Origin of the sequence: Streptomyces tendae (genome assembly GCF_014650435.1) — a bacterium.
GTDB lineage: Bacteria > Actinomycetota > Actinomycetes > Streptomycetales > Streptomycetaceae > Streptomyces > Streptomyces tendae.
Map to the genome: position 1 here is coordinate 14091 of NZ_BMUY01000003.1, position 25149 is coordinate 39239.

The 25149-nt window shown below is 71.1% G+C and carries 26 protein-coding genes; 17 read left to right on the plus strand and 9 right to left on the minus strand.

The features are described from left to right. Window positions 1–45 precede the first annotated feature (45 nt). The gene (locus tag IE258_RS08830) at window positions 46–711 is read left to right on the plus strand and encodes a hypothetical protein (protein WP_189741256.1); all 666 of its coding nucleotides are present in this window, start codon (window positions 46–48) and stop codon (window positions 709–711) included. Window positions 712–793: 82 nt separating this feature from the next. Here IE258_RS08830 and IE258_RS08835 read toward each other — a convergent pair whose 3' ends face one another. After that, the gene (locus tag IE258_RS08835) at window positions 794–1450 is read right to left on the minus strand and encodes a pirin family protein (RefSeq protein ID WP_189742603.1); all 657 of its coding nucleotides are present in this window, start codon (window positions 1448–1450) and stop codon (window positions 794–796) included. 62 nt (window positions 1451–1512) lie between these two features. Here IE258_RS08835 and fasR point away from each other — a divergent pair, with 62 nt between their 5' ends. From fasR to IE258_RS08860, 5 genes are all read left to right on the plus strand, one after another. After that, complete coding sequence (gene fasR, locus IE258_RS08840; protein ID WP_052842855.1) at window positions 1513–2718, plus strand: fatty acid biosynthesis transcriptional regulator FasR; 1206 nt, start codon at window positions 1513–1515, stop codon at window positions 2716–2718. 89 nt (window positions 2719–2807) lie between these two features. Further along, a complete protein-coding gene (locus tag IE258_RS08845; RefSeq protein WP_189741259.1) occupies window positions 2808–3734 on the plus strand; it encodes an ACP S-malonyltransferase in 927 nt (308 codons plus the stop codon). 16 nt (window positions 3735–3750) lie between these two features. After that, the gene (locus IE258_RS08850) at window positions 3751–4782 is read left to right on the plus strand and encodes a ketoacyl-ACP synthase III (protein WP_189741262.1); all 1032 of its coding nucleotides are present in this window, start codon (window positions 3751–3753) and stop codon (window positions 4780–4782) included. Between the two features lie 103 nt (window positions 4783–4885). Continuing rightward, window positions 4886–5134 carry an acyl carrier protein gene (locus IE258_RS08855; RefSeq protein WP_052842858.1) on the plus strand — a complete coding sequence of 83 codons (249 nt, stop codon included), beginning with the start codon at window positions 4886–4888 and terminating at the stop codon, window positions 5132–5134. A gap of 109 nt (window positions 5135–5243) precedes the next feature. Beyond that, window positions 5244–6533 (plus strand): beta-ketoacyl-[acyl-carrier-protein] synthase family protein, encoded by a 1290-nt coding sequence (locus IE258_RS08860; protein ID WP_189741265.1) that lies wholly within the window; start codon window positions 5244–5246, stop codon window positions 6531–6533. 77 nt (window positions 6534–6610) lie between these two features. Here the strand turns inward: IE258_RS08860 and IE258_RS08865 are convergent, their stop codons facing one another. Continuing rightward, window positions 6611–7105 (minus strand): DUF3145 domain-containing protein, encoded by a 495-nt coding sequence (locus IE258_RS08865; protein ID WP_189741268.1) that lies wholly within the window; start codon window positions 7103–7105, stop codon window positions 6611–6613. A gap of 256 nt (window positions 7106–7361) precedes the next feature. Here IE258_RS08865 and IE258_RS08870 point away from each other — a divergent pair, with 256 nt between their 5' ends. The 3 genes from IE258_RS08870 (at window position 7362) to IE258_RS08880 (ending at window position 10858) form a co-directional block, all read left to right on the plus strand. Next, window positions 7362–8279 carry an SGNH/GDSL hydrolase family protein gene (locus IE258_RS08870; protein ID WP_189741271.1) on the plus strand — a complete coding sequence of 306 codons (918 nt, stop codon included), beginning with the start codon at window positions 7362–7364 and terminating at the stop codon, window positions 8277–8279. Between the two features lie 38 nt (window positions 8280–8317). Next, a complete protein-coding gene (locus IE258_RS08875) occupies window positions 8318–9292 on the plus strand; it encodes an aldose epimerase family protein (RefSeq protein ID WP_189741274.1) in 975 nt (324 codons plus the stop codon). 285 nt (window positions 9293–9577) lie between these two features. Then, on the plus strand, window positions 9578–10858 hold the full coding sequence (locus tag IE258_RS08880) for a pyroglutamyl-peptidase I (protein ID WP_189741277.1): 1281 nt from the start codon (window positions 9578–9580) through the stop codon (window positions 10856–10858). Here IE258_RS08880 and IE258_RS08885 read toward each other — a convergent pair. The 3 genes from IE258_RS08885 to IE258_RS08895 form a co-directional block, all read right to left on the minus strand. Then, window positions 10830–11654 carry an EI24 domain-containing protein gene (locus tag IE258_RS08885; protein ID WP_189741281.1) on the minus strand — a complete coding sequence of 275 codons (825 nt, stop codon included), beginning with the start codon at window positions 11652–11654 and terminating at the stop codon, window positions 10830–10832. The genes IE258_RS08880 and IE258_RS08885 overlap by 29 nt on opposite strands. 57 nt (window positions 11655–11711) lie before the next feature. Next, on the minus strand, window positions 11712–12131 hold the full coding sequence (locus tag IE258_RS08890) for an organic hydroperoxide resistance protein (protein ID WP_159327446.1): 420 nt from the start codon (window positions 12129–12131) through the stop codon (window positions 11712–11714). 93 nt (window positions 12132–12224) lie between these two features. Further along, window positions 12225–13247 (minus strand): NADP-dependent oxidoreductase, encoded by a 1023-nt coding sequence (locus IE258_RS08895; RefSeq protein WP_189741284.1) that lies wholly within the window; start codon window positions 13245–13247, stop codon window positions 12225–12227. Window positions 13248–13374: 127 nt separating this feature from the next. On the opposite strand from IE258_RS08895, the gene IE258_RS08900 reads away from it, so the two are divergent. Next, complete coding sequence (locus IE258_RS08900) at window positions 13375–13848, plus strand: MarR family winged helix-turn-helix transcriptional regulator (protein WP_189741290.1); 474 nt, start codon at window positions 13375–13377, stop codon at window positions 13846–13848. 61 nt (window positions 13849–13909) lie between these two features. On the opposite strand, the gene IE258_RS08905 is transcribed toward IE258_RS08900, so the two are convergent. The 3 genes from IE258_RS08905 to IE258_RS08915 are packed head-to-tail and all read right to left on the minus strand — an operon-like array spanning window position 13910 to window position 15543. Further along, window positions 13910–14767, minus strand: a complete 858-nt coding sequence (locus tag IE258_RS08905) for an aldo/keto reductase (protein ID WP_189741293.1) — start codon at window positions 14765–14767, stop codon at window positions 13910–13912. After that, on the minus strand, window positions 14764–15198 hold the full coding sequence (locus IE258_RS08910) for a cupin domain-containing protein (protein ID WP_189741296.1): 435 nt from the start codon (window positions 15196–15198) through the stop codon (window positions 14764–14766). The genes IE258_RS08905 and IE258_RS08910 overlap by 4 nt, the downstream gene beginning before the upstream one ends. 24 nt (window positions 15199–15222) lie before the next feature. Continuing rightward, a complete protein-coding gene (locus IE258_RS08915; RefSeq protein ID WP_189741299.1) occupies window positions 15223–15543 on the minus strand; it encodes a carboxymuconolactone decarboxylase family protein in 321 nt (106 codons plus the stop codon). A 251-nt stretch (window positions 15544–15794) separates the two neighbouring features. Between IE258_RS08915 and IE258_RS08920 the strand changes: the two genes are divergently transcribed. After that, window positions 15795–16682 (plus strand): helix-turn-helix transcriptional regulator, encoded by an 888-nt coding sequence (locus IE258_RS08920; protein WP_189741302.1) that lies wholly within the window; start codon window positions 15795–15797, stop codon window positions 16680–16682. 48 nt (window positions 16683–16730) lie between these two features. Here IE258_RS08920 and IE258_RS08925 read toward each other — a convergent pair whose 3' ends face one another. After that, window positions 16731–17525: an SCO2400 family protein gene (locus tag IE258_RS08925; protein WP_189741305.1), complete on the minus strand. Its 795-nt coding sequence runs from the start codon at window positions 17523–17525 to the stop codon at window positions 16731–16733. A gap of 214 nt (window positions 17526–17739) precedes the next feature. On the opposite strand from IE258_RS08925, the gene IE258_RS08930 reads away from it, so the two are divergent. From IE258_RS08930 to mmsB, 6 genes are all read left to right on the plus strand, one after another. Further along, window positions 17740–18906, plus strand: coding sequence for a mandelate racemase/muconate lactonizing enzyme family protein (locus tag IE258_RS08930; RefSeq protein ID WP_189741307.1), 1167 nt, complete (start codon window positions 17740–17742; stop codon window positions 18904–18906). Then, entirely contained in the window at window positions 18903–19919 is a 1017-nt protein-coding gene (locus tag IE258_RS08935) for a zinc-dependent alcohol dehydrogenase (protein WP_189741311.1), read from the plus strand. The genes IE258_RS08930 and IE258_RS08935 overlap by 4 nt, the downstream gene beginning before the upstream one ends. A 165-nt stretch (window positions 19920–20084) precedes the next feature. Then, a complete protein-coding gene (locus IE258_RS08940) occupies window positions 20085–21056 on the plus strand; it encodes a hypothetical protein (RefSeq protein WP_189741316.1) in 972 nt (323 codons plus the stop codon). A 95-nt stretch (window positions 21057–21151) separates the two neighbouring features. Beyond that, window positions 21152–22261, plus strand: a complete 1110-nt coding sequence (chvE, locus tag IE258_RS08945; protein WP_159327433.1) for a multiple monosaccharide ABC transporter substrate-binding protein — start codon at window positions 21152–21154, stop codon at window positions 22259–22261. A 32-nt stretch (window positions 22262–22293) separates the two neighbouring features. After that, a complete protein-coding gene (gene mmsA, locus IE258_RS08950) occupies window positions 22294–23871 on the plus strand; it encodes a multiple monosaccharide ABC transporter ATP-binding protein (protein ID WP_189741318.1) in 1578 nt (525 codons plus the stop codon). Continuing rightward, entirely contained in the window at window positions 23868–25112 is a 1245-nt protein-coding gene (gene mmsB, locus IE258_RS08955) for a multiple monosaccharide ABC transporter permease (RefSeq protein WP_189741321.1), read from the plus strand. Before mmsA ends, mmsB begins: the two co-directional genes overlap by 4 nt. Window positions 25113–25149 lie beyond the last annotated feature (37 nt).

Below are 25149 nucleotides of genomic sequence, written 5' to 3' on the forward strand. Positions count from 1 at the left end.
CCTTTCGCGGGTCCGTCGGCGTTCCTCGCGGGACAGACTGCTCTCATGATCCACAGCAATCCGGTCCCGCGGCTGCCGGGCGGCAGACCCGCCGTCGCGCTGCTGGCCCTCGCCGGTCTCACCGCGGGTGTGCTGACCGGTCGGGAGGGGCTGACCACGGTGGTGGGCTGCGGCCCGGTCGGCGACCCGTACCCGTCCCGGACCGCGGCGGACTGGAAGGCCGGCGCGGACCACGTCGTCGTGGCGAGACCGGCCTCCGAGCGTGAGACCGACCGGGAGGACTTCGACGAGGGGCCCGTGCGGTACACGGTCGACCGGTCGGTGACGTTGCGGCGGGAGGAGACCCTGTGGTCCGCCGGGCATCCCCGGCACGAGGTGGCGAGCGACTTCGAGATGAAGGCTCCCGGCTGGTCGGTCCACCGGAGCGGGAACCGGACCAAGCGCACGGCTCCCCAGGCACCCCGGCTGGAGATCGGGCACACCTACGTTCTCGCCCTCCGCTGGGACGACGGCCTGTGGGTCGTCCTCGGTGAGGGCGCCGCCGTACCGTTCGACGATCACGTGGCCGGGCGGGGCGAGTGGTGCGGGCGGGTGCTGAGCGAGGACGACTTCGCCGCGGGCGAGCACTTCTCCCGCCGGGACGACCACAGTCTGGAGGAGACCGTGCTGGGACGGGACGAGCACGCCATATCCCGTGAGCTGCGGAAGTGAACCGGCGAAGTGCCCTGGGGAAGTCAACGCCCGCCGGGGATCGCCCCTGCCGTCGGCCGCCCGGCAGGCGCCCCGGCACCGGCTAGACGTCCCCCATCTCCCAGACCAGGAGAGCGGCGTCCGTCACGCCGACCGCTGACAGCCCCCGCGCCCCCGTGACCCGGGCCGCGTCGCCCGCGCCCAGTTCCGCGTCGCCGAGGCGTACTCCACCGCACACCACGTGGACGTACACGTACGCCCCGTCCGGCACCGCCGTCCGCTCCCCCGCGGCCAGGCGGCGCACGTGGAGCATCGCCCCCGCCTCCGGCACCGCGTACGGGGTGGAGTCGGCGATGCCGCGGACGATCTCGTAGGCGGGCTCGCCGCCGGGCTCGTGCGGGGCCAGCCACATCTGGACGAAGGTGAGGGGGACGGCGGCGTCGTTGCGCTCCACGTGCCGGACGCCGCCCGCCGCGCTGAGGCGTTGCACGTCACCGGCGCGGACCACCGTCTCGTGGCCCGCGCTGTCCCGGTGGGTCAGCTCGCCCTCCACGACCCAGGTGACGATCTCGGTGTGGCTGTGCGGATGCTCGTCGAAGCCGGCACCGGGGGCCAGACGCTCCTCGTTGCAGGCCAGCAGGGCGCCGAAGCGGAGGTTGTCGGGGTCGTAGTGGGGGCCGAAGGAGAAGGCGTGGCGGGAGGCGATGCCCGCGGCCTCGTCGCCCCCGGGGTAGCGCTCGTCGGCGCGGCGTACGTCCATCACGTCGTTCACCGTAGCCCCGGCGGCACACCCGCCCGGCCCGATAAGGCAGTCTTGTCCCCGTGCCCGAACCCGAAACCGGCAAGCCCGACGCCCCCGCCCAGCCCGCCCACCCGCATACCGCGACCCTGAAGCGACTGGAGCAGTCCTCCGGATCACTCGCCGCGCAGGCCATCGCACGCATGGACGAGACGCTGCCGTGGTACCGGGCGATGCCACCGGAGAACCGTTCCTGGATCGGGCTGGTCGCCCAGGCCGGCATCGCCGCGTTCACCGAGTGGTTCCGGCGGCCGGACGCACCCCAGGCCATCTCCACCGACGTCTTCGGCACCGCCCCGCGCGAGCTGACCCGGGCGATCACGCTGCGCCAGACCGTGGAAATGGTGCGGACCACCATCGAGGTGATGGAGTCCGCGATCGACGAGGTCGCCGCGCCCGGGGACGAGTCGGTGCTGCGCGAGGCGCTGCTCGTGTACGCCCGGGAGATCGCCTTCGCGACCGCCCAGGTGTACGCCCAGGCCGCCGAGGCACGCGGTGCCTGGGACGCGCGCCTGGAGTCGCTGGTGGTGAACGCCGTGCTCAGCGGGGAGGCCGACGAGGGCGCCGTGTCGCGGGCCGCCGCCCTCGGGTGGAACTCGCCGGAGCACGTGTGCGTCGTGCTGGGCACCGCTCCCGACGGGGACTCCGAGCTGACCGTGGAGGCCATCCGACGCGCGGCCCGGCACGCCAAGCTCCAGGTGCTGACCGGGGTGCTCGGGGACCGGCTCGTGGTGATCGCCGGGGGCCGCAACGACCCGCTGGCGGTGGCGAAGTCGCTGATCGGGCCGTTCGCGCAGGGTCCTGTCGTCGCCGGGCCCGTGGTGCCGGACCTGCTGGCCGCCACCCGGTCCGCACAGGCCGCCGCGGCCGGGCTGAAGGCGTGCACCGCCTGGCAGGACGCGCCGCGTCCGGTGCTCGCCGACGACCTGCTGCCGGAGCGCGCGATCGCCTCCGACCCCTCGGCCCGTGAGCAGTTGGTGGAGGAGATCTACAGACCGTTGGAGGAAGCGGGGGCGGCGCTCCTGGAGACGCTCAGCGTCTATCTCGAACAGGCGAGCAGTCTGGAAGGCGCCGCCCGGATGCTCTTCGTTCACCCGAACACCGTGCGCTACCGGCTCCGACGTGTGACTGACGTCACCGGATGGTCACCCTCTGATGTACGGTCTGCGTTCACACTGCGGATCGCGCTCATCCTGGGGCGTCTGGCCGACGGAGATCCGCAGCTCTAAGCTTTTGTGCGGGTTCCACAAATCCCGCTCCTGTTCTTCGTCCCTGTCCCCACGGGCGGTCGCGGCCGTCCTCAAGAGAGAGTGTGAGAGTGCTCGTACTCGTCGCTCCCGGCCAGGGCGCTCAGACGCCCGGCTTCCTGACTGACTGGCTCGCCCTCCCCGGTGCCGCCGACCGCGTCGCCGCGTGGTCGGACGCCATCGGACTCGATCTCGCCCACTTCGGCACCAAGGCCGACGCGGACGAGATCCGAGACACGTCGGTGGCCCAGCCGCTGCTGGTCGCCGCCGGAATCCTGTCCGCCGCGGCACTCGGTGACATTTCCGGGTTCGCGCCCGGCGCGGTCGCCGGGCACAGCGTCGGCGAGATCACCGCCGCCGTCTTCGCGGGCGTCCTCGACGACACCGCCGCGCTGTCCCTCGTACGCCGTCGCGGCCTGGCCATGGCCGAGGCCGCCGCGGTCACCGAGACCGGCATGTCGGCGCTGCTCGGCGGCGACCCCGAGGTGAGCGTCGCACACCTGGAGCGGCTCGGCCTGACCCCGGCGAACGTGAACGGCGCCGGTCAGATCGTGGCGGCGGGCACCATGGAGCAACTGGCCGCGCTGAACGAGGACAAGCCCGAGGGTGTCCGAAAGGTCGTCCCGCTGAAGGTGGCCGGCGCGTTCCACACGCACCACATGGCCCCCGCCGTGGACAAGCTCGCCGAGGCCGCGAAGACGCTGACGCCGGCCGACCCGAAGGTGACGTACGTCTCCAACAAGGACGGGCAGGCCGTCGCCTCCGGCACCGAGGTACTGGACCGGCTGGTCGGCCAGGTCGCCAACCCGGTGCGCTGGGACCTGTGCATGGAGACCTTCAAGGAGCTGGGCGTCACCGCGATCATCGAGGTGTGTCCGGGCGGCACGCTGACCGGGCTGGCCAAGCGGGCACTGCCCGGCGTGCAGACGCTGGCCCTGAAGACCCCCGACAACCTCGACGCGGCCCGCGAGCTCGTCGCCGAGCACACCCAGGCCTGACAAGGAGCGCGAGAGCATGTCGAAGATCAAGCCCAGCAAGGGCGCCCCGTACGCGCGCATCCTCGGCGTCGGCGGATACCGTCCGACCCGGGTGGTGCCGAACGAGGTGATCCTCGAGAAGATCGACTCGTCCGACGAGTGGATCCGCTCGCGCTCCGGCATCGAGACCCGGCACTGGGCCGGGCCGGAGGAGACCGTCGCCGCGATGTCGGTGGAGGCCTCCGGCAAGGCCCTCGCGGCCGCCGGGGTCGACGCCTCGCGGATCGGTGCCGTGGTCGTCTCGACCGTGTCGCACTTCAGCCAGACCCCGGCCATCGCCACCGAGATCGCCGACCGCCTCGGCACCGACAAGGCCGCGGCCTTCGACATCTCGGCCGGCTGCGCGGGCTTCGGCTACGGCCTGACCCTGGCCAAGGGCATGGTCGTCGAGGGCTCGGCGGAGTACGTGCTGGTCATCGGCGTGGAGCGGCTGTCCGACCTGACCGACCTGGAGGACCGGGCCACGGCCTTCCTGTTCGGGGACGGCGCGGGCGCGGTGGTGGTCGGCCCGTCCAAGGAGCCGGCGATCGGCCCGACGGTCTGGGGCTCGGAGGGCGACAAGGCCGAAACGATCAAGCAGACGGTCCCGTGGGACCGCTTCCGGGTCGGCGACCTCTCCGCACTGCCCCTCGACTCCGAGGGCAACGTCAAGTTTCCTGCGATCACGCAGGAGGGCCAGGCGGTGTTCCGCTGGGCCGTGTTCGAGATGGCGAAGGTCGCGCAGCAGGCGCTGGACGCGGCCGGGATCAGCCCGGACGACCTGGACGTCTTCATCCCGCACCAGGCCAACGTGCGGATCATCGACTCGATGGTGAAGACGCTGAAGCTGCCGGATCACGTCACGGTCGCCCGTGACATCCGCACCACGGGCAACACCTCGGCCGCCTCGATTCCGCTCGCGATGGAGCGGCTCCTGGCGACCGGCGACGCGAAGAGCGGCGACACCGCACTCGTCATCGGCTTCGGGGCGGGTCTCGTCTACGCCGCGACGGTCGTTACCCTCCCCTAGGCACTCCGTGCCGGATCACCCGGTCCGGAACGGAGAGCAGCAACACCCGCCGCCGACGCGGCGGACCGCCACACCCTCTGGACAACAAAGAAGGAGCGCCATCATGGCCGCCACTCAGGAAGAGATCGTCGCCGGTCTCGCGGAGATCGTGAACGAGATCGCCGGCATCCCGGTTGAGGACGTCCAGCTGGACAAGTCCTTCACCGACGACCTGGACGTCGACTCGCTGTCCATGGTCGAGGTCGTCGTCGCCGCCGAAGAGCGCTTCGACGTCAAGATCCCGGACGAGGACGTCAAGAACCTCAAGACCGTCGGCGACGCGACGAAGTACATCCTCGACCACCAGGCCTGATCAGCCGATACTCGGGCATGTCCCGGGTATCGGTCAGATCCGGGCAGACTGCCCCGCCACCCGGCGGTGGCGCCGTACGAATCCGTATCCCGTTGGAGAAAGAATTCCCGTGAGCTCGACCAATCGCACCGTGGTCGTCACCGGTATCGGCGCAACCACACCGCTGGGTGGCGACGCAGCCTCGACCTGGGAGGGTCTGGTCGCCGGCAAGTCCGGAGCCAAGCCCCTGGAGCAGGAGTGGGCCGCCGACCAGGCGGTCCGCATCGCCGCGCCGGCCGCCGTCGACCCCTCCGAGGTCATCCCGCGGCCGCAGGCCCGCCGCCTCGACCGCTCGGCGCAGTTCGCGCTGATCGCGGCGCGGGAGGCATGGAAGGACGCCGGGTACGTCGGCAAGGCGGGCGAGAGCCCCGCCGAGGACGGCGCGGCCCATGTCGACCCCGACCGGCTCGGTGCGGTCATCGCCTCCGGCATCGGCGGCGTGACCACGCTGCTCGACCAGTACGACGTGCTGAAGGAGAAGGGCGTCCGCCGCGTCTCCCCGCACACCGTCCCCATGCTGATGCCGAACGGCCCCTCGGCCAACGTGGGCCTGGCCGTGGGCGCCCGCGCGGGCGTGCACACGCCGGTCTCGGCCTGCGCCTCGGGCGCCGAGGCCATCGGCTACGCCATCGAGATGATCCGCACCGGCCGCGCCGACGTCGTCGTCGCGGGTGGCACGGAGGCGGCGATCCACCCGCTGCCCATCGCCGCGTTCGGCAACATGATGGCGATGTCCAAGAACAACGACGACCCGCAGGGTGCCTCGCGCCCCTTCGACACGGCGCGCGACGGCTTCGTCCTCGGTGAGGGCGCCGGCGTCCTGGTCCTGGAGTCCGCCGAGCACGCCGCCGCGCGCGGCGCCCGCGTCTACGCGGAGGCGGTCGGCCAGGGCATCTCCGCCGACAGCCACGACATCGTGCAGCCGGAGCCGGAGGGCCGCGGCATCTCCGCCGCCCTGCAGAACCTGCTGGACCGCAACGACCTGGACCCGGCCGAGATCGTGCACGTCAACGCGCACGCCACCTCGACGCCCGCCGGTGACATCGCCGAACTGAAGGCGCTGCGCAAGGTCCTCGGCGACGACGTCGACCACATGGCGGTCTCCGGCACCAAGTCGATGACCGGTCACCTCCTCGGTGGCGCGGGCGGCGTGGAGTCCGTGGCGACCGTGCTCGCGCTGTACCACCGGGTGGCGCCGCCGACCATCAACGTCGAGAACCTCGACCCGGAGGCCGAGGCCAACGCGGACATCGTCCGCGGCGAGGCCCGCAAGCTGCCGGTGGAGGGCCGTATCGCCGCGCTGAACGACTCGTTCGGCTTCGGCGGGCACAACGTGGTCCTCGCGTTCCGGTCGGTCTGAGCGACGTAGCCCACCGTACGAGGAAGGCCCCCACCGGTCGGTGGGGGCCTTCCTCGTGTGCGCGGGGCGGGCGGGTGTCACACCACCTGGTGCAGCCAGCGGACCGGGGCGCCCTCGCCCGCGTGCCGGAAGGGCTCCAGCTCGTCGTCCCAGGGCTTGCCGAGGAGCTTGGCGAGGTCCGACTCGAGGTCCGTCTCGCCGCGCTGGGAGCGGACCAGGGCGGCGCGCAGCCGGTCCTCGGGGATCATGATGTCGCCGTGGATGCCGGTGACGGCGTGGAAGATACCGAGGTCGGGGGTGCAGCTGTAGCGCTCGCCCTCGGCGTTCGCGGAGGGTTCCGCGGTGACCTCGAAGCGGAGCAGATGCCAGCCGCGCAGTGCGGAGGCGAGCTTGGAGGCGATGCCCGTCTGCCCCTGCCAGGAGAACTCCGAGCGCCAGGTGCCGGGGGCGGCGGGCTGCCGGATCCAGTCCAGGCCGACGCGCGTGCCGAGCACCCCGGCGATGGCCCACTCGACGTGCGGGCAGAGCGCGCGCGGCGCGGAGTGCACGTACAGGACTCCACGTGTCGTCACCGGAACCTCCGGGCTGAGCGGGACATCTCGGAACGGGTGGAACGGCCGTGACCGGGCGGGCCACGTGATGGCGAGGCTACCGTGCGACGGGCCAAGGAGTGTGACGTACCGTCGGTCCCGCCGCCGACAAACCTCCGCCATTCACCCGGCAGGACGCTTGTACGGGTGTGAGCCGTTGCATCGTCGCCCTCGGGAACCCTCGCGGGGTGTCATGGGTTGAGCACGGTGGAGGCACGAGGCGAGGGGTGGGACCGGTATGGGTCGAGGGACGGACCAGCGGACGCGGTACGGCCGTCGCCGGGCGCGTGCCGCGCTCGCCGCCCTGACCGCCGCCGCCCTGGGCGCGGGCCTGGCGGGCTGCGACGCCGTGGGCGGCGACTCCCCCGCTCCGTCCGGCAGCCCGTCGAAGCGGACGAGTACGGCGCCCGCCTGGGACACAAGACCGGCATCCGTCGCCGCCGTGGGCGACTCCATCACGCGCGGCTTCGACGCCTGCGCGGTGCTGTCCGACTGCCCGGAGGTGTCGTGGGCGACCGGCAGCAGCGCCGAGGTCGACTCGCTGGCCGTACGGCTGCTGGGGAAGGCGGACGCGGCCGAGCACAGCTGGAACTACGCGGTCACCGGGGCCCGGATGGCGGATCTGACCGATCAGGTGACGCGGGCGGCGAAGCGCGAGCCGGAGCTGGTGGCGGTGATGGCCGGGGCGAACGACGCGTGCCGGTCCACGACCTCGGCGATGACGCCGGTGGCGGACTTCCGGGCGCAGTTCGAGGAGGCGATGGCCACCCTGCGCAAGAAGCTCCCCAAGGCGCAGGTGTACGTGTCGAGCATCCCGGACCTCAAGCGGCTCTGGTCCCAGGGCCGCACCAACCCGCTGGGCAAGCAGGTGTGGAAGCTCGGCCTGTGCCCGTCGATGCTGGGCGACGCGGACTCCCTGGACTCGGCGGCGACCCTGCGGCGCAACACGGTGCGCGACCGGGTGGCGGACTACAACGAGGTGCTGCGGGAGGTCTGCGCGAAGGACCGGCGGTGCCGCACCGACGACGGAGCGGTGCACGAGTTCCGGTTCGGCACGGACCAGTTGAGCCACTGGGACTGGTTCCACCCGAGTGTGGACGGCCAGGCGCGGCTGGCGGAGATCGCCTACCGCGCGGTCACCGCGAAGAGTCCCTGACCCGGCCGCTGACCTGGGCGTGTCCTAGAGTTCCGCACATGAGCGAACTCTTCGGCACACTTTCCGACGGCACCCCGGTGCACCGCTGGACCCTGGAGCGGGCCGGCGTACGGGTCCGGGTCCTGTCGTACGGCGGGATCGTGCAGTCGGCCGAGGTCCCGGACCGGGACGGTCACCCGGCCGACGTGGTCCTGGGGTTCGCTGACCTGGACGGCTACGTGGCGCACCCGGAGCCGTACTTCGGCGCGCTGGTCGGGCGGTACGCCAACCGGATCGCGGGCGGGCGCTTTCCGCTGGACGGCCGGACGTACGCGCTGGCGCCCAACGAGGGGCCCAACACGCTGCACGGCGGCGCCCGGGGCTTCGACAAGCGTGTGTGGGACGTGGCGGCGGTCGAGGAGGGTGTCCGGCTGAGCCGCGTCTCCCCGCACGGCGAGGAGGGCTTCCCGGGGCGCCTGGAGATGTCGGTGACGTACACGCTGGACGGGTCGGGCGCGCTGCGGATCGTGTACGAGGCGGTCACGGACGCGCCGACCGTGCTGAACCCGACGAACCACAGCTACTTCAACCTGAGCGGCTCCGGGCACGCGGGCGGGCACGAACTGCGGCTGGCCGCCTCCCGGATCACTCCGGTCGACGCCGGCCTGATCCCGACGGGCGGCCTCGACGACGTGACGGACACGCGCTTCGACTTCCGGCGGGCACGCAAGGTCGGCTCGGGCTACGACCACAACTTCGTGCTGGACAAGGGCGTGACCGGCACCGCCGAGGAGGTCGCCGAGCTGTACGACCCGGCGTCGGGGCGGGTGCTCACGGTGGCGACGACCGAGCCGGGGCTCCAGCTGTACACCGCCGACCACCTGGGCGAGCCCTTCGCCCCCGGTGACGGGATCGCGCTGGAGACCCAGCACTTCCCCGACTCCCCGAACCGTCCCGGCTTCCCCAGCACGATGCTGCGGCCGGGCGAGGTGTTCCGCTCGGAGACGGTGTACGGCTTCTCGGTGCGCCGGTAGGTCGTCCCGGGGGGAGACCGGCGGCGGGCTGAGCCCCGGCCCGGCCGTCAGGTCCCGGACCGGGGCTGTTCACGGGGACGGCGCGCTCGCACGCGTCCCGGTCCGACGTTAATCGCCGTGCTGAGCCGAAGGTCCGCGATCGGGCGTCCGATCAGGAGTTCGTACGAACCCTTCACAAAGGGCCACGAGTCGGTCGGTCACGCGCCATGGCGCGCACCCCTTCCGCCACGCGATACTGCCGCCGTTCCGGCAGCACCCCACGGCGACGGAAGGACCTGGACTCCCTTGAGACCCATACGTGTTCGGATCGGCGTACTCGGACTGGCCCTGGTGGCGGGGCTCGCGGCCCCCACGGCGGCGACGGCGGCCCCCGAGGCGGGCGGTGCCGCCCCCGCACCGACTGTGGAGGAGCGGCGGCTCGACGGGGAGGTGCCCCGGGAGATCCTGCGGCGCTCCGGATTCGGCGCGGTGGCGCCGGCGTTCGCCCGGAGGCTCGGGCGGGCGGACTCCTATCGCGAGGCGCGTGCCGTGGTGGCGCGCGAGGGCGCCGCGCTGTGGCGGCGGGCGGTGGACCGGGTGCAGGGGCGCGGTCCGGCCCGCGGGGACCTCAGCCGGGACGACGACCGGCCGCTGTACTGGGCGAGGCTCGGCATGACGCGCGAACTGCGCACCTGGGAGCCCGGCTTCGGGCTGAGCGAGCGGCAGCGGGCCGCGCTGCTGACGGAGCTGGAGCGCACCTCGCGCGGTCAGACCGACCTCCGGCTGCCGCGCGGCGGGCACGGCAAGGGGGTCAAGCGGGTGCTGCTCACCGGCTTCGATCCCTTCACGCTGGACCGGGACATCCGGATCTCCAACCCGTCGGGCGCCGTAGCGCTCGCCCTGGACGGCACGGTGATCGACACCCCGGACGGCCCCGCCCGGGTGGAGACGGCCGTGTTCCCGGTGCGCTGGGCGGACTTCGCCGAGGGGACGGTGGAGCGGGCGCTGCGGCCGTACCTGCCGCGGGTGGACCTGTTCACCACGGTGAGCCAGGGCCGGGTCGGGCGGTTCGACGTGGAGCGGACCAACGGGGCATGGCGGGGCGGCTTCCCGGACAACGACAACGTCTCCCGCACGGAGACGGTCCCGGTCGCCGACCCGGCCTCGCAGCCGCAGTGGACGACGACCACGCTGCCGTACGCGGCGATCACGGCGGCGGACACCGGCCGCTTCCCCGTGTACGACAACACGAGCGTGACGGAGATCCCGGCGGGCGGCGACGAGCCGGTCGTACGGCCGGACGGGCCCACGCCGGGGTCGACGGCCCGGGAGGGCGGCGGCGGCAACTACCTCTCCAACGAGATCGCCTACCGTGCGACGCTGCTGCGGGACCGGCTCGGGCTGCACGGCACGCTGCCGGGCGGGCACGTGCACACGCCGGTGCTGCAGTTCGGGGCCGGGAACACCGATCCGGCGACGGGGGCGGTCACCGACCCGGGGTTCGTGCGCAACAGGCTGGACATCGTGGCGCAGACGCGGGCGATCGTGGGCGTGGCGGTCAGTGCCGCGGGGGCCGGCCGGGACTGACCGCCGGGTCGGCGGGACCGTCCTCGGACTGGTCGTCGGCGCCGTCGCGGGTCTCCTCGCCCAGCAGTTCCCGGGCGAGGAGCGTGGCGCCGGCGACGGCTCCCGGCATCAGGAACACGGCGACGAACGGCACCAGGAAGGAGACGCCCAGCGGGGTGCCGAAGCCCCAGACCAGCATCCGGCGGGAGCGCAGCAGGGCGAGGCGTTCGCGCAGTTCGACGCCGCGGCGCTGGAGGGCGACGGCGGCCAGTTCCTCGGTGAGGAAGAAGCCGGTGACGAAGAAGCCGACCACCGGGACCACGGTCTGGCCGACGACCGGGATGAAGCCGAGTGCGAAGAGCAGTACGCCCCAGACGGCGGCGCGCGCCAGGATGCGCAGGCTGTCGCGGCCGGAGATCCACAGCTCGCGCCAGAGCGGCAGGGCGGACCGGGGGGCGGTGCCGTCCGGGGAGACGTCCCGGTCGACGCGCTCGGAGAGGGCTTCGTAGAAGGGCTGGCCGACCAGCAGGGTGACCGCGGTGAAGGTGAGCACCGCCAGGAGCAGGGCGAGGGCGAAGAGCACGGCGGTGAGGAAGCCGCGGAAGAGCCCGAGCCAGGGGCTCGACCAGTCGTCGGCGAAGGGGGTCGCCCAGCCGACGAAGTCCTCGCCCCACAGCGCGAGCGCGACCAGCACGCCCACGTACAGGACCAGGGTGATCAGGCCCGGGACGAGCCCGAAGCCGTAGCTCCGGCCGTGCCGGGCCACCCAGCGCTGGCCCTTCAGAAGGTGGCCGAACCCCGCCCCAAGATCACGCATGGGCGGCACTCTACCGGTCGGCGTGCCGGACCGTTTCCGGTCCCGGCACGGCCCCGGTCAGACGAGCGTCACGGTGATGTTGCCGCGGGTCGCCTTCGAGTAGGGGCAGACCTGGTGGGCCTTCTCGACCAGCGACCGCGCGGTGGCGGCGTCGACGGTCGGGATCTCGGCGGAGATCTCGACGATGATGCCGAAGCCGTCGTCGTTCTTGCCGATGCCGACCTTCGCGGTGACGGTGGAACCGGAGACGTCGGCGCCCTCCTGGCGGGCCACGACGGCGAGCGCGCCCTGGAAGCAGGCGCTGTACCCGGCGGCGAACAGCTGCTCCGGGTTGGTGCCGGCGCCGTTGCCGCCCATCTCCTTGGGCGGGTTCACGACGAGGTCGAGCTTGCCGTCGTCGGTGGCCACCCGTCCGTCGCGGCCGTTCTCGGCGGTGGCGACGGCGGTGTAGAGGACTTCGGACTGCTGGATGGGCATACGGGTGTCTTCCTCCTCGGTCCGCCGTGACTCGCGCCCACGATCACGACGGATTTCGGAAAGACGCTACCGCATGCCGGAATCTTCGGGAAGTCAGAGCTTGACGATCATCTTTCCGGTGTTGTCGCCGCGCAGGACCCCGAGGAACGCCTCCAGGTTGTTCTCGATGCCCTCGACGACGGTCTCGCGGTACTTCAGCTCGCCGGTGCGGACCCAGGGGCCGACCTCCTCGACGAACTTCGGCTGGAGGTCGTAGTGGTCGCCGACCAGGAAGCCCTCGATGCGGCCGCGGGTCTGGATGAGACGGGCGAGGTTCTTCGGGCCGGGCGCGGGCTCGGTGTTGTTGTAGACGGAGATCGCTCCGCAGATGGCGATGCGGCCGTTCAGGTTGAGGGAGCCGACGGCGGCCTCCAGGTGGTCGCCGCCGACGTTGTCGAAGTAGACGTCGACGCCGTCCGGGGCGGCGGCGCGCAGCTGCTCGCTCACCGGGCCGTTCTTGTAGTTGAAGGCGGCGTCGAAGCCGTACTCGTCGAGGAGCAGCTTGACCTTCTCGTCCGAGCCGGCCGAGCCGATCACCCGTGAGGCGCCCTTGAGCTTCGCGAGCTGCCCCACCTGGCTGCCGACGGCACCCGCGGCGCCCGAGACGAAGACGGAGTCGCCCTCCTTGAAGGCGGCGGTGCGCAGCAGGCCGGCGTAGGCGGTGAGCCCTGTCATGCCGAGCACGCCGAGGTACGTCGACAGGGGCGCCGCGTCCGGGTCCACCTTGACGGCGCTCTTCGCGTCCACGGCGGCGTACTCGCGCCAGCCGAGGAAGTGCAGGACGTGGTCGCCGACGGCGACGCCCTCGGCGTTGGAGGCGACGACCTCGCCGACCGCGCCGCCCAACATGGGCTTGCCCAGCTCGTAGGGGGCGGCGTAGGACTTGGCGGCGCTCATGCGGCCGCGCATGTACGGGTCGACGGAGACGTACAGGTTGCGCACCAGCACCTGCCCGTCGCCCGGGGTGGGGACCTCCGCCTCGACGAGCGCGAAGTCCTCCGGCTTCGGCCAGCCGACCGGGCGGGTGACCAGGTGCCATTCGCGGTTGACGGCGGGGAGGGCGGGGGAGTCGGTCATGGGGAACCTTTCCTGGGCTTGTTTCCTGGGACTTCCTCGGGCTTGCCTGCCGAGAATGTTTCATGCTCTGAAACAACCATGCGGCTGAACATTTCAGCTTGTCAAACAACTGGGTACCCTGGATCGCATGGCCACACCACGCGACACGACCCGCCGCCCCGACGCTCTCACCCTGGAAGTCGTCGAGCTGATCGGCGAGGTGGTGGCCCGCTTCCACGCGGACTACGAGGAGGCGGCGGCGGAGCGCGCCCTGACCGGGGCGCAGGCCAAGCTGCTGAGCCTGCTGTCGCTCGAGCCGCTGCCGATGCGGAAGCTGGCCCAGAAGCTGAAGTGCGAGCCGTCGAACGTCACCGGGATCGTGGACCGGCTGGAGGCACGGGGCCTGGTCGAGCGCCGCCCCGACCCCGGCGACCGCCGCGTGAAGGTCGCGGCGGCGACGGAGGAGGGCCGCCGGGTGGCCCGGGGACTGCGGGAGTCCCTGCACTTCGCGCGCGAGCCGCTGGCGGGGCTGTCGGAGGCGGAGCGGGTGGCGCTGCGGGACGCGCTGCGTCTGATGGTCGGGGAGGGTTCGAAAGCCTTCCCTCCCTCGCCGGACCATTGAACCTGCCGTTGATGCAAGCTGGCTGCTTGCTCGGTTCGCCGCCGCGGACCCCGCGGCGGCGTCACTTGCCGCTGAAGACGGGGAAGGCGCTGTGGTCGCCGTAGTCCACGTCGCGCAGGTCCCGCAGGGCGTTCATGTCCGTGTCGGTGATCTCGAAGTCGACGTCGGCGTTGGAGCGCATGTGCTCGGGGTTGGCCGTCTTGGGCAGTGACACCGTGCCCAGCTGGAGGGTGTAGCGGATGCAGAGCTGGGGGACGGACACGCCGTACCTCTCGGCCATCGACCGGACTTCGGCGTTCTCCAGGATCGCACCGTGCGCGATCGGCGAGTACGCCTCGACGAGGATCTGCCGGCTCTCGCAGAAGGCCAGCAACTCGGCGGGGGTGTTCCCGGCGTGTACGAGCAGCTGGTTCACGTGCGGGACGACGGTCGCGCCCTCGACGATGTTCTCCAGGTCGTGCTGCTGGAAGTTGGAGACGCCGATGGCCCGGATCTTTCCGGCCTGGTGGGCCTCCTCCAGTGCGCGCCACGCGGCGCGGTTGCCCTGGGCGTAGTCGCCGCCGCGGAAGTCGTCCCACGGCTGCGGGCTGTGGATCAGCATCAGGTCGATGCGGTCCAGGCCCAGCTTCTCCAGCGAGCCGTCGATCGCGGCGAGCGCCTGGTCGTAGTCCTTGATCTCCGCGGCCAGTTTGGTCGAGACGAACAGCTCCTCGCGCGGCACGCCCGAGGTGCGCACGCCCTCGCCGACGCCGCGCTCGTTGCCGTACGCCTGGGCGGTGTCGATGTTGCGATAGCCGATCCGTACGGCCGCGCGGACCGCCTCGGCCGCCTTGTCGTCGTCGATGAACCAGGTGCCGAGCCCTAGCTTCGGGATCTCGACGCCGTTCGACAGGGTGTAGGTCTCCTCCAGGACGGTCATGCGTTCGCTCCGTTCTTCGGCAGCTTGCCGTACACCTCGTCGGTGACGGGCTCCAGCCATTCGTTGCTGACACCTTCGCCCGGGGTGATGAAGGCGAGGTGGGAGAACCAGGCGTCGGCCTTCGCGCCGTGCCAGTGCTTCGTGCCGGCGGGGACGCGGATCACCGTGCCCGGCTCCATGCTGACGGGGTCCTCGCCCTCGGCCTGGTACCAGCCGCTGCCCGCCGTGCACAGCAGGATCTGGTCGCCGCCGCCGTTCGTGCCGTGGTGGATGTGCCAGTTGTTGCGGCAGCTCGGCTCGAAGGAGACGTTCGCTACGGGGACGCTGCCCGAGGTGAGCGGGGCCAGGTAGCTCTGGCCGATGAAGTACTGCGCGAAGGTGTCGTTCTTCTCCCCGAGCGGGAAGATCTGGTCGAATCCGCTGCCGGTCATCTTGTTCCTCCTTCCGGTTCGGGATCAGGCGGAGCGCTCGTCCGTGATCCTCTTCAGCAGGGTGATCGCGGTCATGGCGTTGGGCCATCCGGCGTAGAACGCCAGGTGCGTGATCGCCTCGGACAGCTCCTCGACCGTGAGCCCGTTGTCCAGGGCCACACCCAGGTGGTGGGGCAGCTGCTCGCTGCGGTAGAGGGCGGCCAGCACACCGACCGTGACCAGGCTGCGGTCCCGCGGGGAGAGCCCGGGGCGCTCCCACACGTCCTGGAACAGGACTTCGTCGGTGAGCTGGACCAGCTTCGGCGCGATACCGGCCAGCTCCTGGGGTGCGGACTGCTTGGCCATGGGGTGACTCCTTGTGAGGCGCGGAGACGGGGATGCGGCACGAGGGTGCGGTATTGCCACTGTCGTCCACCCGGGGCCGGCAGGCATCCCGCAAGGGGTGGCCGCCTTCTGCCTTCCGGGCCAGGCCGGGCCGGGCCGCATCTGCTGACACCGTCGAGGAAACCGCAGCTCACAGGCGTGCGGAAGGCTCTGCCGTGCCAGGTACCGGCAGAACCTCCCAGCCGGCTCCCGCTCCTCCTAACCTGGACAACATGGACACCAGCCGCGACATCCGGGACTTCCTCGCCACCCGCCGTGCCAAGATCACCCCCGAGCAGGCCGGCCTGCCCGACTTCGGGAACGGCAAGCGAAGGGTCCCCGGACTGCGCCGCGAGGAAGTCGCCCTGCTCGCCGGTGTCAGCATCGACTACTACGTCCGCCTGGAACGGGGCCGGCTCGCGGGCGCCTCGGAGGAAGTCCTCGACGCGCTCTGCCGCGCCCTCCAGCTCGACGACGCCGAACGCTCCCACCTGCACGACCTGGCCGCCGCCCAGCGTCAGCGCCCGGCCCGCCGCACCCCTCGCCGGGCCAAGGACGCCGTCCCTGCCAGCCTCAAGCGGGTCCTGGAGTCCATGACCGGCTCACCGGCCTTCATCCGCAACGGCCGCCTCGACATCCTCGCCGTCAACGACCTCGGCCGTGCCCTGTACGCACCCCTGTTCACCGCCACGGCTCCCACCCCGGTGAACATCGCCCGCTTCCAGTTCCTCGACCCCGCCGGCCGCGGCTTCTTCCCCGACTGGAACGCCTCGGTCAACACCACCGTGTCCCTGCTGCGCACCGAAGCCGGCCGAGCCCCGGGCGATACCGAACTGACCGGGCTGATCGGCGAGCTCGTCACTCGCAGCGACGAGTTCCGTGCGGCCTGGGCCAAGCACGATGTGCGCCTGCACCGCACCGGCCGCAAGGCGTTCGGCCACCCGGCCGTCGGCGAGATCGCGCTCGACTTCGACGCCATGGAACTGCCCGCCCACCCCGGCCTCACGCTGACCGCCTACAGCGCCGAACCGGGCACCCCCGACCACGACGCCCTCATGCTGCTCGCCTCCTGGGCCGCAACCGGCTCGGAGGCAGGCCATCAGGACGTACCCCGCCCTTGAGCGGGCCCCAGGCCGGGCAGGGCGTCTCCGGCGGGGCATGCAGAGCTGCTACGTGCACCACCACAGGAAGCGGTCGCAGGTTTCCGTCGGGGTCGGGTCCGGGGACGGCGGTGGGGTGGGGGTCGTCGTCGGGGGCGGGTCGTCGTCGGGCTCGGGGGACGAGGGGTCCGGGTCCGCGGGGTCGGTGGAGTCCGAGGGCTGGGGGCGGGAGGCTGACGGAGGGGCGGAGTGGGCCGCCGTCTCGGGTTTCGTCGTCTCCGAGGAGGACGAAGGGGACGCCGACGCCGATGTCGACGCCGACGCGCCGGGGGACGGTGTGCCGGAGGGCGTGGTCCTGCCCGAGGTGTCGTCGACCGGGACCGCCGACGCCTCGCCCACCTCGCGGGTCGCCTCGCCGTCCGTCGTCTCACCGCCCGCCGCGGCCGGTTTCTGAGGGGAGTGCGGGGCGTCCATGCCGAGTTCGGCGAGGCTCAGTCCACCGGCGGCCAGGACGAAGCCCGCGACGACGAGCAGGGTCCGGCGGCGGCGCCTGCGGTGTGCGGCGGCCTTGCGGTCGCGGCGGCTGGAGCGCGCGCCGGGCGGGGTGGCGTCGTCGGGGTCCTCGTCCGGGGCGTCTTCGGCGTCCTGGTCGAGGGTCCCGGCCGGGGCGTCGCCGGGCTTCTGCTCCGGGGCTTGCCGGGGGGTGCCGTCGGCCGACGACGGCTCGGTCCCGTATCGCGGACCGGCGCCCTCACTGGCCGTCAGAGCATCGCCCGACGCGCGGAGTTCGTGGGCGGGCGTGCCGCACCCCGGGCAGGCGAGGGCGCCGTTGAGGTGCCGTCGGCACGGGTGGCAGTAGTCCATGACGCGGGAAGGTTAAGTTCCGGGACGGGCGCGTTCCTAGAGGTCACTGTGAAAGTTGTGTGGGGAAGCACTTCGCCGGCGCCTCTCCCCCGCCTCGAAAGTGCCGAAACCGTTATGGGTCCGACCCATTGACACTCCCCGCACCGCATCCTTACTGTCACGCCAGCATTTCGAACGAGTGACGAAATATCGAACAGAATGAAGGGCAGCCGCCGTGCGCATCACCGGAATCAGCACACACGTGGTCGGGACGCCGTGGCGCAACCTGACCTACGTCCAGGTGCACACCGACGAGGGCGTCACCGGCGTCGGCGAGACCCGGATGCTGGGGCACACCGACGCGCTCCTCGGCTACCTGAAGGAGGCCGAGGCCAACCACATTCTCGGTTCCGACCCGTTCGCTGTCGAGGACCTGGTCCGCCGCATGAAGTACGGCGACTACGGTCGCGCGGGCGAGATCGTGATGTCCGGCATCGCGGTCGTCGAGATGGCGTGCTGGGACATCAAGGGCAAGGCCCTCGGTGTCCCCGTGTGGCAGCTGCTGGGCGGCAAAGTCACCGACAAGGTCAAGGCGTACGCCAACGGTTGGTACACCACCGAGCGGACGCCGGAGGCGTACCACAAGGCCGCGCAGGGGGTCATGGAGCGCGGGTACCGGGCGTTGAAGATCGACCCGTTCGGCACCGGGCACTTCGAGCTGGACCAGCGGCAGACGAACTACGCCGTCTCCCTGATCGAGGCCGTGCGGGACGCCATCGGGCCCGACGCCGAGCTGATGCTGGAGATGCACGGCCGGTTCTCGCCCTCCACCGCCGTCCGGCTCGCGCGCGAACTGGCGCCGTTCAAGCCGGCCTGGCTGGAGGAGCCCGTCCCGCCGGAGAACCTCAGGGCGCTGAAGAAGGTCGCCGAGAAGGTCGAGATCCCGGTCGCCACCGGCGAGCGCATCCACGACCGGATCGAGTTCCGCGAGCTGTTCGAGGACCAGTCGGTGGACGTCATCCAGCCCGACGTCGGTCACATCGGCGGCATCTGGGAGACCCGCAAGCTGGCCGCGACCGCCGAGACGCACTACACGCTGGTCGCCCCGCACAACGTCGGCGGCCCCGTGCTCACCGCGGCCTCCCTCCAGGTCGGGTTCACCTCCCCGAACTTCAAGATCCTTGAGCACTTCAACGACTTCGCGGACGCGGAGATCAAGAAGGTCGTGAAGGGCGCGCCCCAGGTGGACCCGGAGGACGGATGCTTCCACCTCTCCGACGCGCCCGGTCTCGGCGTCGAGCTGGACACCGACGCGGCGGCCGAGTTCCCGCAGCAGCAGGCGCGGTTCGACCTGTGGGCCGAGGGCTGGGAGAAGCGCGCCCCCAAGGGGACCGGGGCATGAGCGGCGCCGTCGTCGTCGAGGCGCCGGGGGTGCACCGGCTCGTGCCGCACGAGCCGCGTGAGCCGGGGCCCGGGGAGGCGCTGGTGCGGGTGCACGCCGCCGGGATCTGCGGCAGCGACCGCGAGGTCTACCAGGGCAACCGGCCCGAGGGGTACGTGCGTTACCCGCTCACCCCCGGGCACGAGTGGTCCGGCACCGTGGAACGGGTCGGCACCGGGGTGCCGGGCTCGCTGGTCGGCCGCAAGGTGGTGGGCGAGGGCTTCCGCAACTGCCAGGTGTGCGACCGCTGTCACGCGGGCGAGACCACGCTGTGCACGGCCGGGTACGAGGAGACCGGGTTCACCCAGCCGGGCGCCATGGCGTCGACGCTGACCCTGCCCGCCCGGCTGCTGCACGCCCTGCCCGACGACGCCGATCTCACCGCCGCGGCCCTGCTGGAGCCCGCGGCGTGCATCGCCGCCGCCGCGCTGAAGGCGAACGCCCGGCCCGGCGAGCGCGTCGCCGTCGTCGGCACGGGCACGCTCGGCATGTTCGCCGTGCAGTTCCTGCGTGCCGGCTCCCCGGCCGAGCTGCTGGTGGTCGGGACGCGCGGGGACCGGGAGGCGCTGTCGCGGGAGTTCGGCGCGACCGACTTCCGTACCAAGGACCGGCCGCTGCCGGACGACTTCGACGTGGTGATCGAGACCGCCGGGTCCGCGGACGCCGCCCGCACGGCCGCCGCGCTGCTGCGCCGGGGCGGCCGGCTGGTGCTGACCGGCATCCCGGCCCCGGGCGCCGACGGCCTCGACCCCACCGACCTGGTCGTACGGCAGCTGGAGGTGCACACCGTCTTCGGGGCGCCGCCGGACGCCTGGGCGCACACGGTGCGGGTCTTCGCTGCCGGGCTGCTCGATCCGCGGCCGCTGGTGACGCACGAGCTGCCCCTCGCCGAGTTCTCGGAGGCCATCACGCTGGTGGGCTCCGGCGACCCGAAGGTCGGCAAGGTGCTGCTGCACCCGGACCCCCTCCCCTGAGCCGTACGCCGGTGCGGGGGCGACCTGACGGCCTCCGCACCGGCGTACACCCACCGGACCGGACGTCGCGCATCCGAGTCGCCCCCACCCGAAGGCGCTCGCACCGCGGCACCCCTACCCGCAGCCGCGAACTTCGTCCGACATATCGAACACTAAGGAACGCTTGTGACCGACGCTTCCGCCACGGCCGCCGCACGCAGGCCCGGTGAGCAGGCCCTCACCGCCCTCGGCCTGGCCGCGCCCGCCCCCGACCCCGCCGACGCCTCGCCGCACTCCTTCCCGGGCGGCGGCCGCTGGCGCACCGAGATCCCGTCCTGCGAGGGGCCGGAGGCGCTGGGGGTGGTGCTCAAGGAGTCCTCGCGCCTCGACGTGCCGATCCACCGGATCAGTCAGGGCAGCGGCGTGTGGATGCTGACCGACGCCGAGATCACCGAGATGGTCGAGGCCACCGCCGAACGCGACATCGAGCTCTGCCTGTTCACCGGCCCGCGCGGCACCTGGGACATCGGCGGCTCCACCCGGACCGACTCGGGCGGTGCGGGCCTCAGGGCGCGCGGCCACTCCGCGGTCGCCGGATGCGTCGAGGACGCCGTGCGGGCGAGCGAGCTGGGCGTCAAGTGCCTGCTCGTCGCCGACGAGGGCGTGCTGTGGACGCTGCACCGGGCCCGCGCGGCCGGCATCCTGCCCGCCGACACCACGCTCAAGCTCTCCGCACTCGTCGGTCCGGTCAACCCGGCCTCGTACGCGGTGTACGAGCGGCTCGGCGCCGACTCCATCAACGTGCCCAGCGACCTGACGCCGGATCACCTGACCGAAATACGTCGGGTTTCGGCCGCGCCGATGGACATGTACATCGAGGCTCCCGACGACCTCGGCGGCTACGTGCGGATGTACGAGGTCGCCGAACTGATCCGGCGCGGCGCCCCGCTGTATCTGAAGTTCGGCCTGTCCAAGGCGCCCGGGATCTACCCGTACGGCCACCACCTGCGGGAACTGACGCTGGCCACCGCGAAGGAGCGGGTGCGGCGCGGTCGGCTCGCCCTCGACCTGCTCGCCCGGCACGGGGCGGACGGGGACATGGCGCCGCTCGGCACCCGGCTGCCGGGGCCGCTCAACCGGTTCGAGATCTCGTCATAACGTTCCGGAAACTCCCTTCTCAAAAGACGACACGACCGCGCACAATCCCACACACCTGCCTCGCCGACCCAGCCCTCACATCAAGGATGATGACCATGCGCAACCGCAGAGCCGCACTCGCCGCGATAGCCACCGCCGCCTCCCTCGCCCTCACCCTGTCCGCCTGCGGCCAGAGCAGCGAGGGCGGCAGCGAGGAGGACAAGGGCGGCAGCGACGGCGCCACCGTCGGCATCGCGATGCCGACCAAGTCCTCCGAGCGCTGGATCACCGACGGCGCCAACGTCGAGAAGGAACTGAAGGCCAAGGGCCTCAAGACCAAGCTCGTCTACGGCGAGGACGACCCGGACCAGCAGGTCTCGCAGATCGAGAACATGATCACGCAGGGTGTGGACGCGCTGATCGTGGCCGCGATCGACAACAAGTCCCTCGGCAACGTCATGCAGCAGGCCAAGGACGCCGACATCCCGGTCATCTCCTACGACCGGCTGATCCTCGGCACGGAGAACGTCGACTACTACGCCTCGTTCGACAACGAGAAGGTCGGCGAGCTGCAGGGCGGCTACATCGTCGACAAGCTCGGTCTGAAGGCCGGCGAGAAGGGCCCCTTCAACATCGAGCTGTTCGCCGGCTCCAACGACGACAACAACACCAAGTACTTCTTCAACGGCGCCATGAAGGTCCTCAAGCCCTACATGGACAAGGGCCAGCTCGTCGTCCGCTCCAAGCAGACCGCGCTCAACCAGGTCACCACCCTGCGCTGGGACGGCGGCACCGCGCAGAAGCGCATGGACGACCTGCTCACCTCCAGCTACCGCAGCGCCCGGGTCGACGCGGTGCTCTCCCCCTACGACGGCATCTCCATCGGCATCCTGTCCGCCCTGAAGTCCGACGGCTACGGCTCCGGCAGCAAGAAGATGCCGGTCGTCACCGGCCAGGACGCCGAGATCGCCTCGGTGAAGTCGATCAAGGCGGGCCAGCAGACCCAGACCGTCTTCAAGGACCTGCGCCAGCTCGCCAAGGTCGCCGCGAACATGGTCGACGCGGTCCTGAACGACAAGAAGCCCGAGGTCAACGACACCAAGTCGTACGACAACGGTGCCAAGGTCGTCCCCGCCTACCTGCTGCAGCCGGTCAGCGTCGACAAGAGCAACTGGGAGAAGATCCTCGTCGACGGCGGCTACTACTCCGCGGACAAGCTCAACTAACCGGGCCCCATCAAGGATTGGAAGGCACGACCATGGCGGGACCCGTCCTGGAAATGCGCTCGATCGTCAAGACCTTTCCCGGTGTCAAAGCGCTGTCGGACGTCACGCTGACCGTTCGCCAGGGCGAGGTCCACGCCATCTGCGGGGAGAACGGCGCCGGCAAGTCCACCCTGATGAAGGTGCTCTCCGGAGTCCATCCGCACGGCAGTTACGAGGGGGACGTCCTCTTCGAGGGCGAGACCTGCCGGTTCAAGGACATCCGGGCGAGTGAACAGCACGGCATCGTGATCATCCACCAGGAGCTGGCGCTGGTGCCGTACCTGTCGATCGCGGAGAACATCTTCCTCGGCAACGAGCACGCCAAGCGCGGACTGATCAACTGGAACGACACCCTCAGGCACGCCACCGAACTGCTGCGCCGGGTCGGTCTCGACGAGCACCCCGAGACCCGCGTCGCCGACATCGGCGTGGGCAAGCAGCAGCTGGTGGAGATCGCCAAGGCGCTGTCGAAGAAGGTGAAGCTGCTCATCCTCGACGAGCCCACGGCGGCGCTCAACGACGAGGACAGCGGCAAACTCCTCGACCTGATCCTTCAGTTGAAGGAACAGGGCATGACCTCGATCATCATCTCGCACAAGCTGAACGAGATCCGCCGGGTCGCCGACTCGGTCACGATCATCCGCGACGGGCGCTCGATCGAGACGCTCGACGTGAAGGCCGCGGAGACGACCGAGGACCGGATCATCAGCGGGATGGTCGGCCGCGACCTGGAGAACCGCTTCCCGGACCGGACCCCGCACCAGCCCGAGGAGGGCACGGCCCCGGCCCTGGAGATCCGCAACTGGACCGTGCACCACCCCATCGACCAGCAGCGCAAGGTCGTCGACGACGTCTCGATCGAGGTCCGCCGCGGCGAGATCGTCGGCATCGCGGGACTCATGGGCGCCGGACGCACCGAGCTGGCGATGAGCGTCTTCGGCCGCACCTACGGCCGGCACGCGGGCGGCACGGTCCTCAGGGACGGCAGGGAGATCCGTACCAAGACCGTCCCTGAGGCGGTCGGGCACGGGATCGCGTACGTCACCGAGGACCGCAAGCACTACGGCCTGAACCTCATCGACACCATCAACCGGAACATCTCGCTGACCGCGCTGGGCAAGGTGTCCAAACGGGGCGTGGTCGACGAGCACGGTGAGCAGCAGGTCGCCGAGGACTACCGCAAGTCGATGAACATCAAGGCGCCGACGGTCTTCGAGCCGGTCGGCAAGCTGTCCGGCGGCAACCAGCAGAAGGTCGTCCTCAGCAAGTGGATCTTCGCGGGTCCCGAGGTGCTGATCCTGGACGAGCCCACGCGCGGCATCGACGTGGGCGCCAAGTACGAGATCTACACGGTCATCGACCGCCTGGCGGCCGAGGGCAAGGCGGTCGTGTTCATCTCCTCCGAACTGCCGGAACTGCTCGGCATGTGCGACCGCATCTACACGATGGCCGCGGGACGGCTCACCGGCGAGTTCTCGCGGGCGGACGCCTCGCAGGAAGCGCTGATGCGGCAGATGACGAAGGACAAGCAGGACCACGAGTCCCGGAAGGACGAAGAGGTAAGCCGATGAGCACGGACGTGACCGCCAAGACCCCGGCACCGGCGCCGCCCGGCAGAGAGGGTTCGGCCTCCGGCGGCGGCCTGCTGCAGCTGATGCTCGACGGCATGCGCCGCAACATGCGCCAGTACGGCATGCTGATGGCCCTCGGCCTGATCGTGGTGCTGTTCGCGGTGTGGTCCGACGGGGACCTGCTGCTGCCGCGCAACGTCTCCAACCTGGTGCTGCAGAACAGCTACATCCTGATCCTCGCGATCGGCATGATGCTCGTCATCATCGCGGGCCACATCGACCTGTCGGTGGGCTCACTGACCGCGTTCGTCGGCGCGACGGCCGCCGTCCTGATGGTCAATCACGACCTGGCGTGGCCGGTGGCGGTGATCCTCTGCCTGGCCATCGGCGCCGCCGCCGGCGCGGTGCAGGGCTTCTTCATCGCCTATCTGGGCATACCGTCGTTCATCGTGACCCTCGCGGGCATGCTGCTCTTCCGCGGTCTGACGGAGATCTTCCTCAAGGGCCAGACCCTCGGCCCCTTCCCGAAGGACCTGCAGAAGATCGCCAACGGCTTCCTGCCCGAGGTCGGCCCGAACACCAACTACCACAACCTCACCCTGCTGCTGGGCTTCGCCCTGATCGCCTTCGTGGTGTACCAGGAGGTCCGCGACCGCAAGCGGCAGCAGGAGTTCGCCCTCGAGGTGCCGCCGCTCAACCTGTTCCTGCTCAAGCTGGTCGCGCTGATCGCCGCCGTCCTCGTCGTCACACTGCTGCTGGCCAGCTACAAGGGCGCCCCGATCGTGCTGCTCATCCTGGGCGTGCTGGTGGTCGGCTTCGGCTATCTGATGCGCAACGCGATCATCGGCCGCCACATCTACGCCATCGGCGGCAACCTGCCCGCGGCCAAGCTGTCGGGTGTGAAGGACAAGAAGGTCACCTTCCTGGTCTTCCTGAACATGGGCATGCTCGCGGCCCTGGCGGGTCTGGTCTTCGCCGCCCGCTTCAACGCGGCCTCGCCCAAGGCGGGCCTCAACTTCGAGCTGGAGGCCATCGCCGCCTCGTTCATCGGCGGCGCGTCGATGAGCGGCGGCGTCGGCACGGTCCTCGGCGCGATCATCGGCGGCCTGGTCCTCGGCGTGCTCAACAACGGCATGAACCTCGTCGGCATCGGCACCGACTGGCAGCAGGTCATCAAGGGCGCGGTGCTGCTGGCGGCGGTCGGGTTCGACGTGTGGAACAAGCGCAGGGTCGGTTCGTAACGGATCTCGGGCCCCGCCACTCACGGCGGGGCCCGCT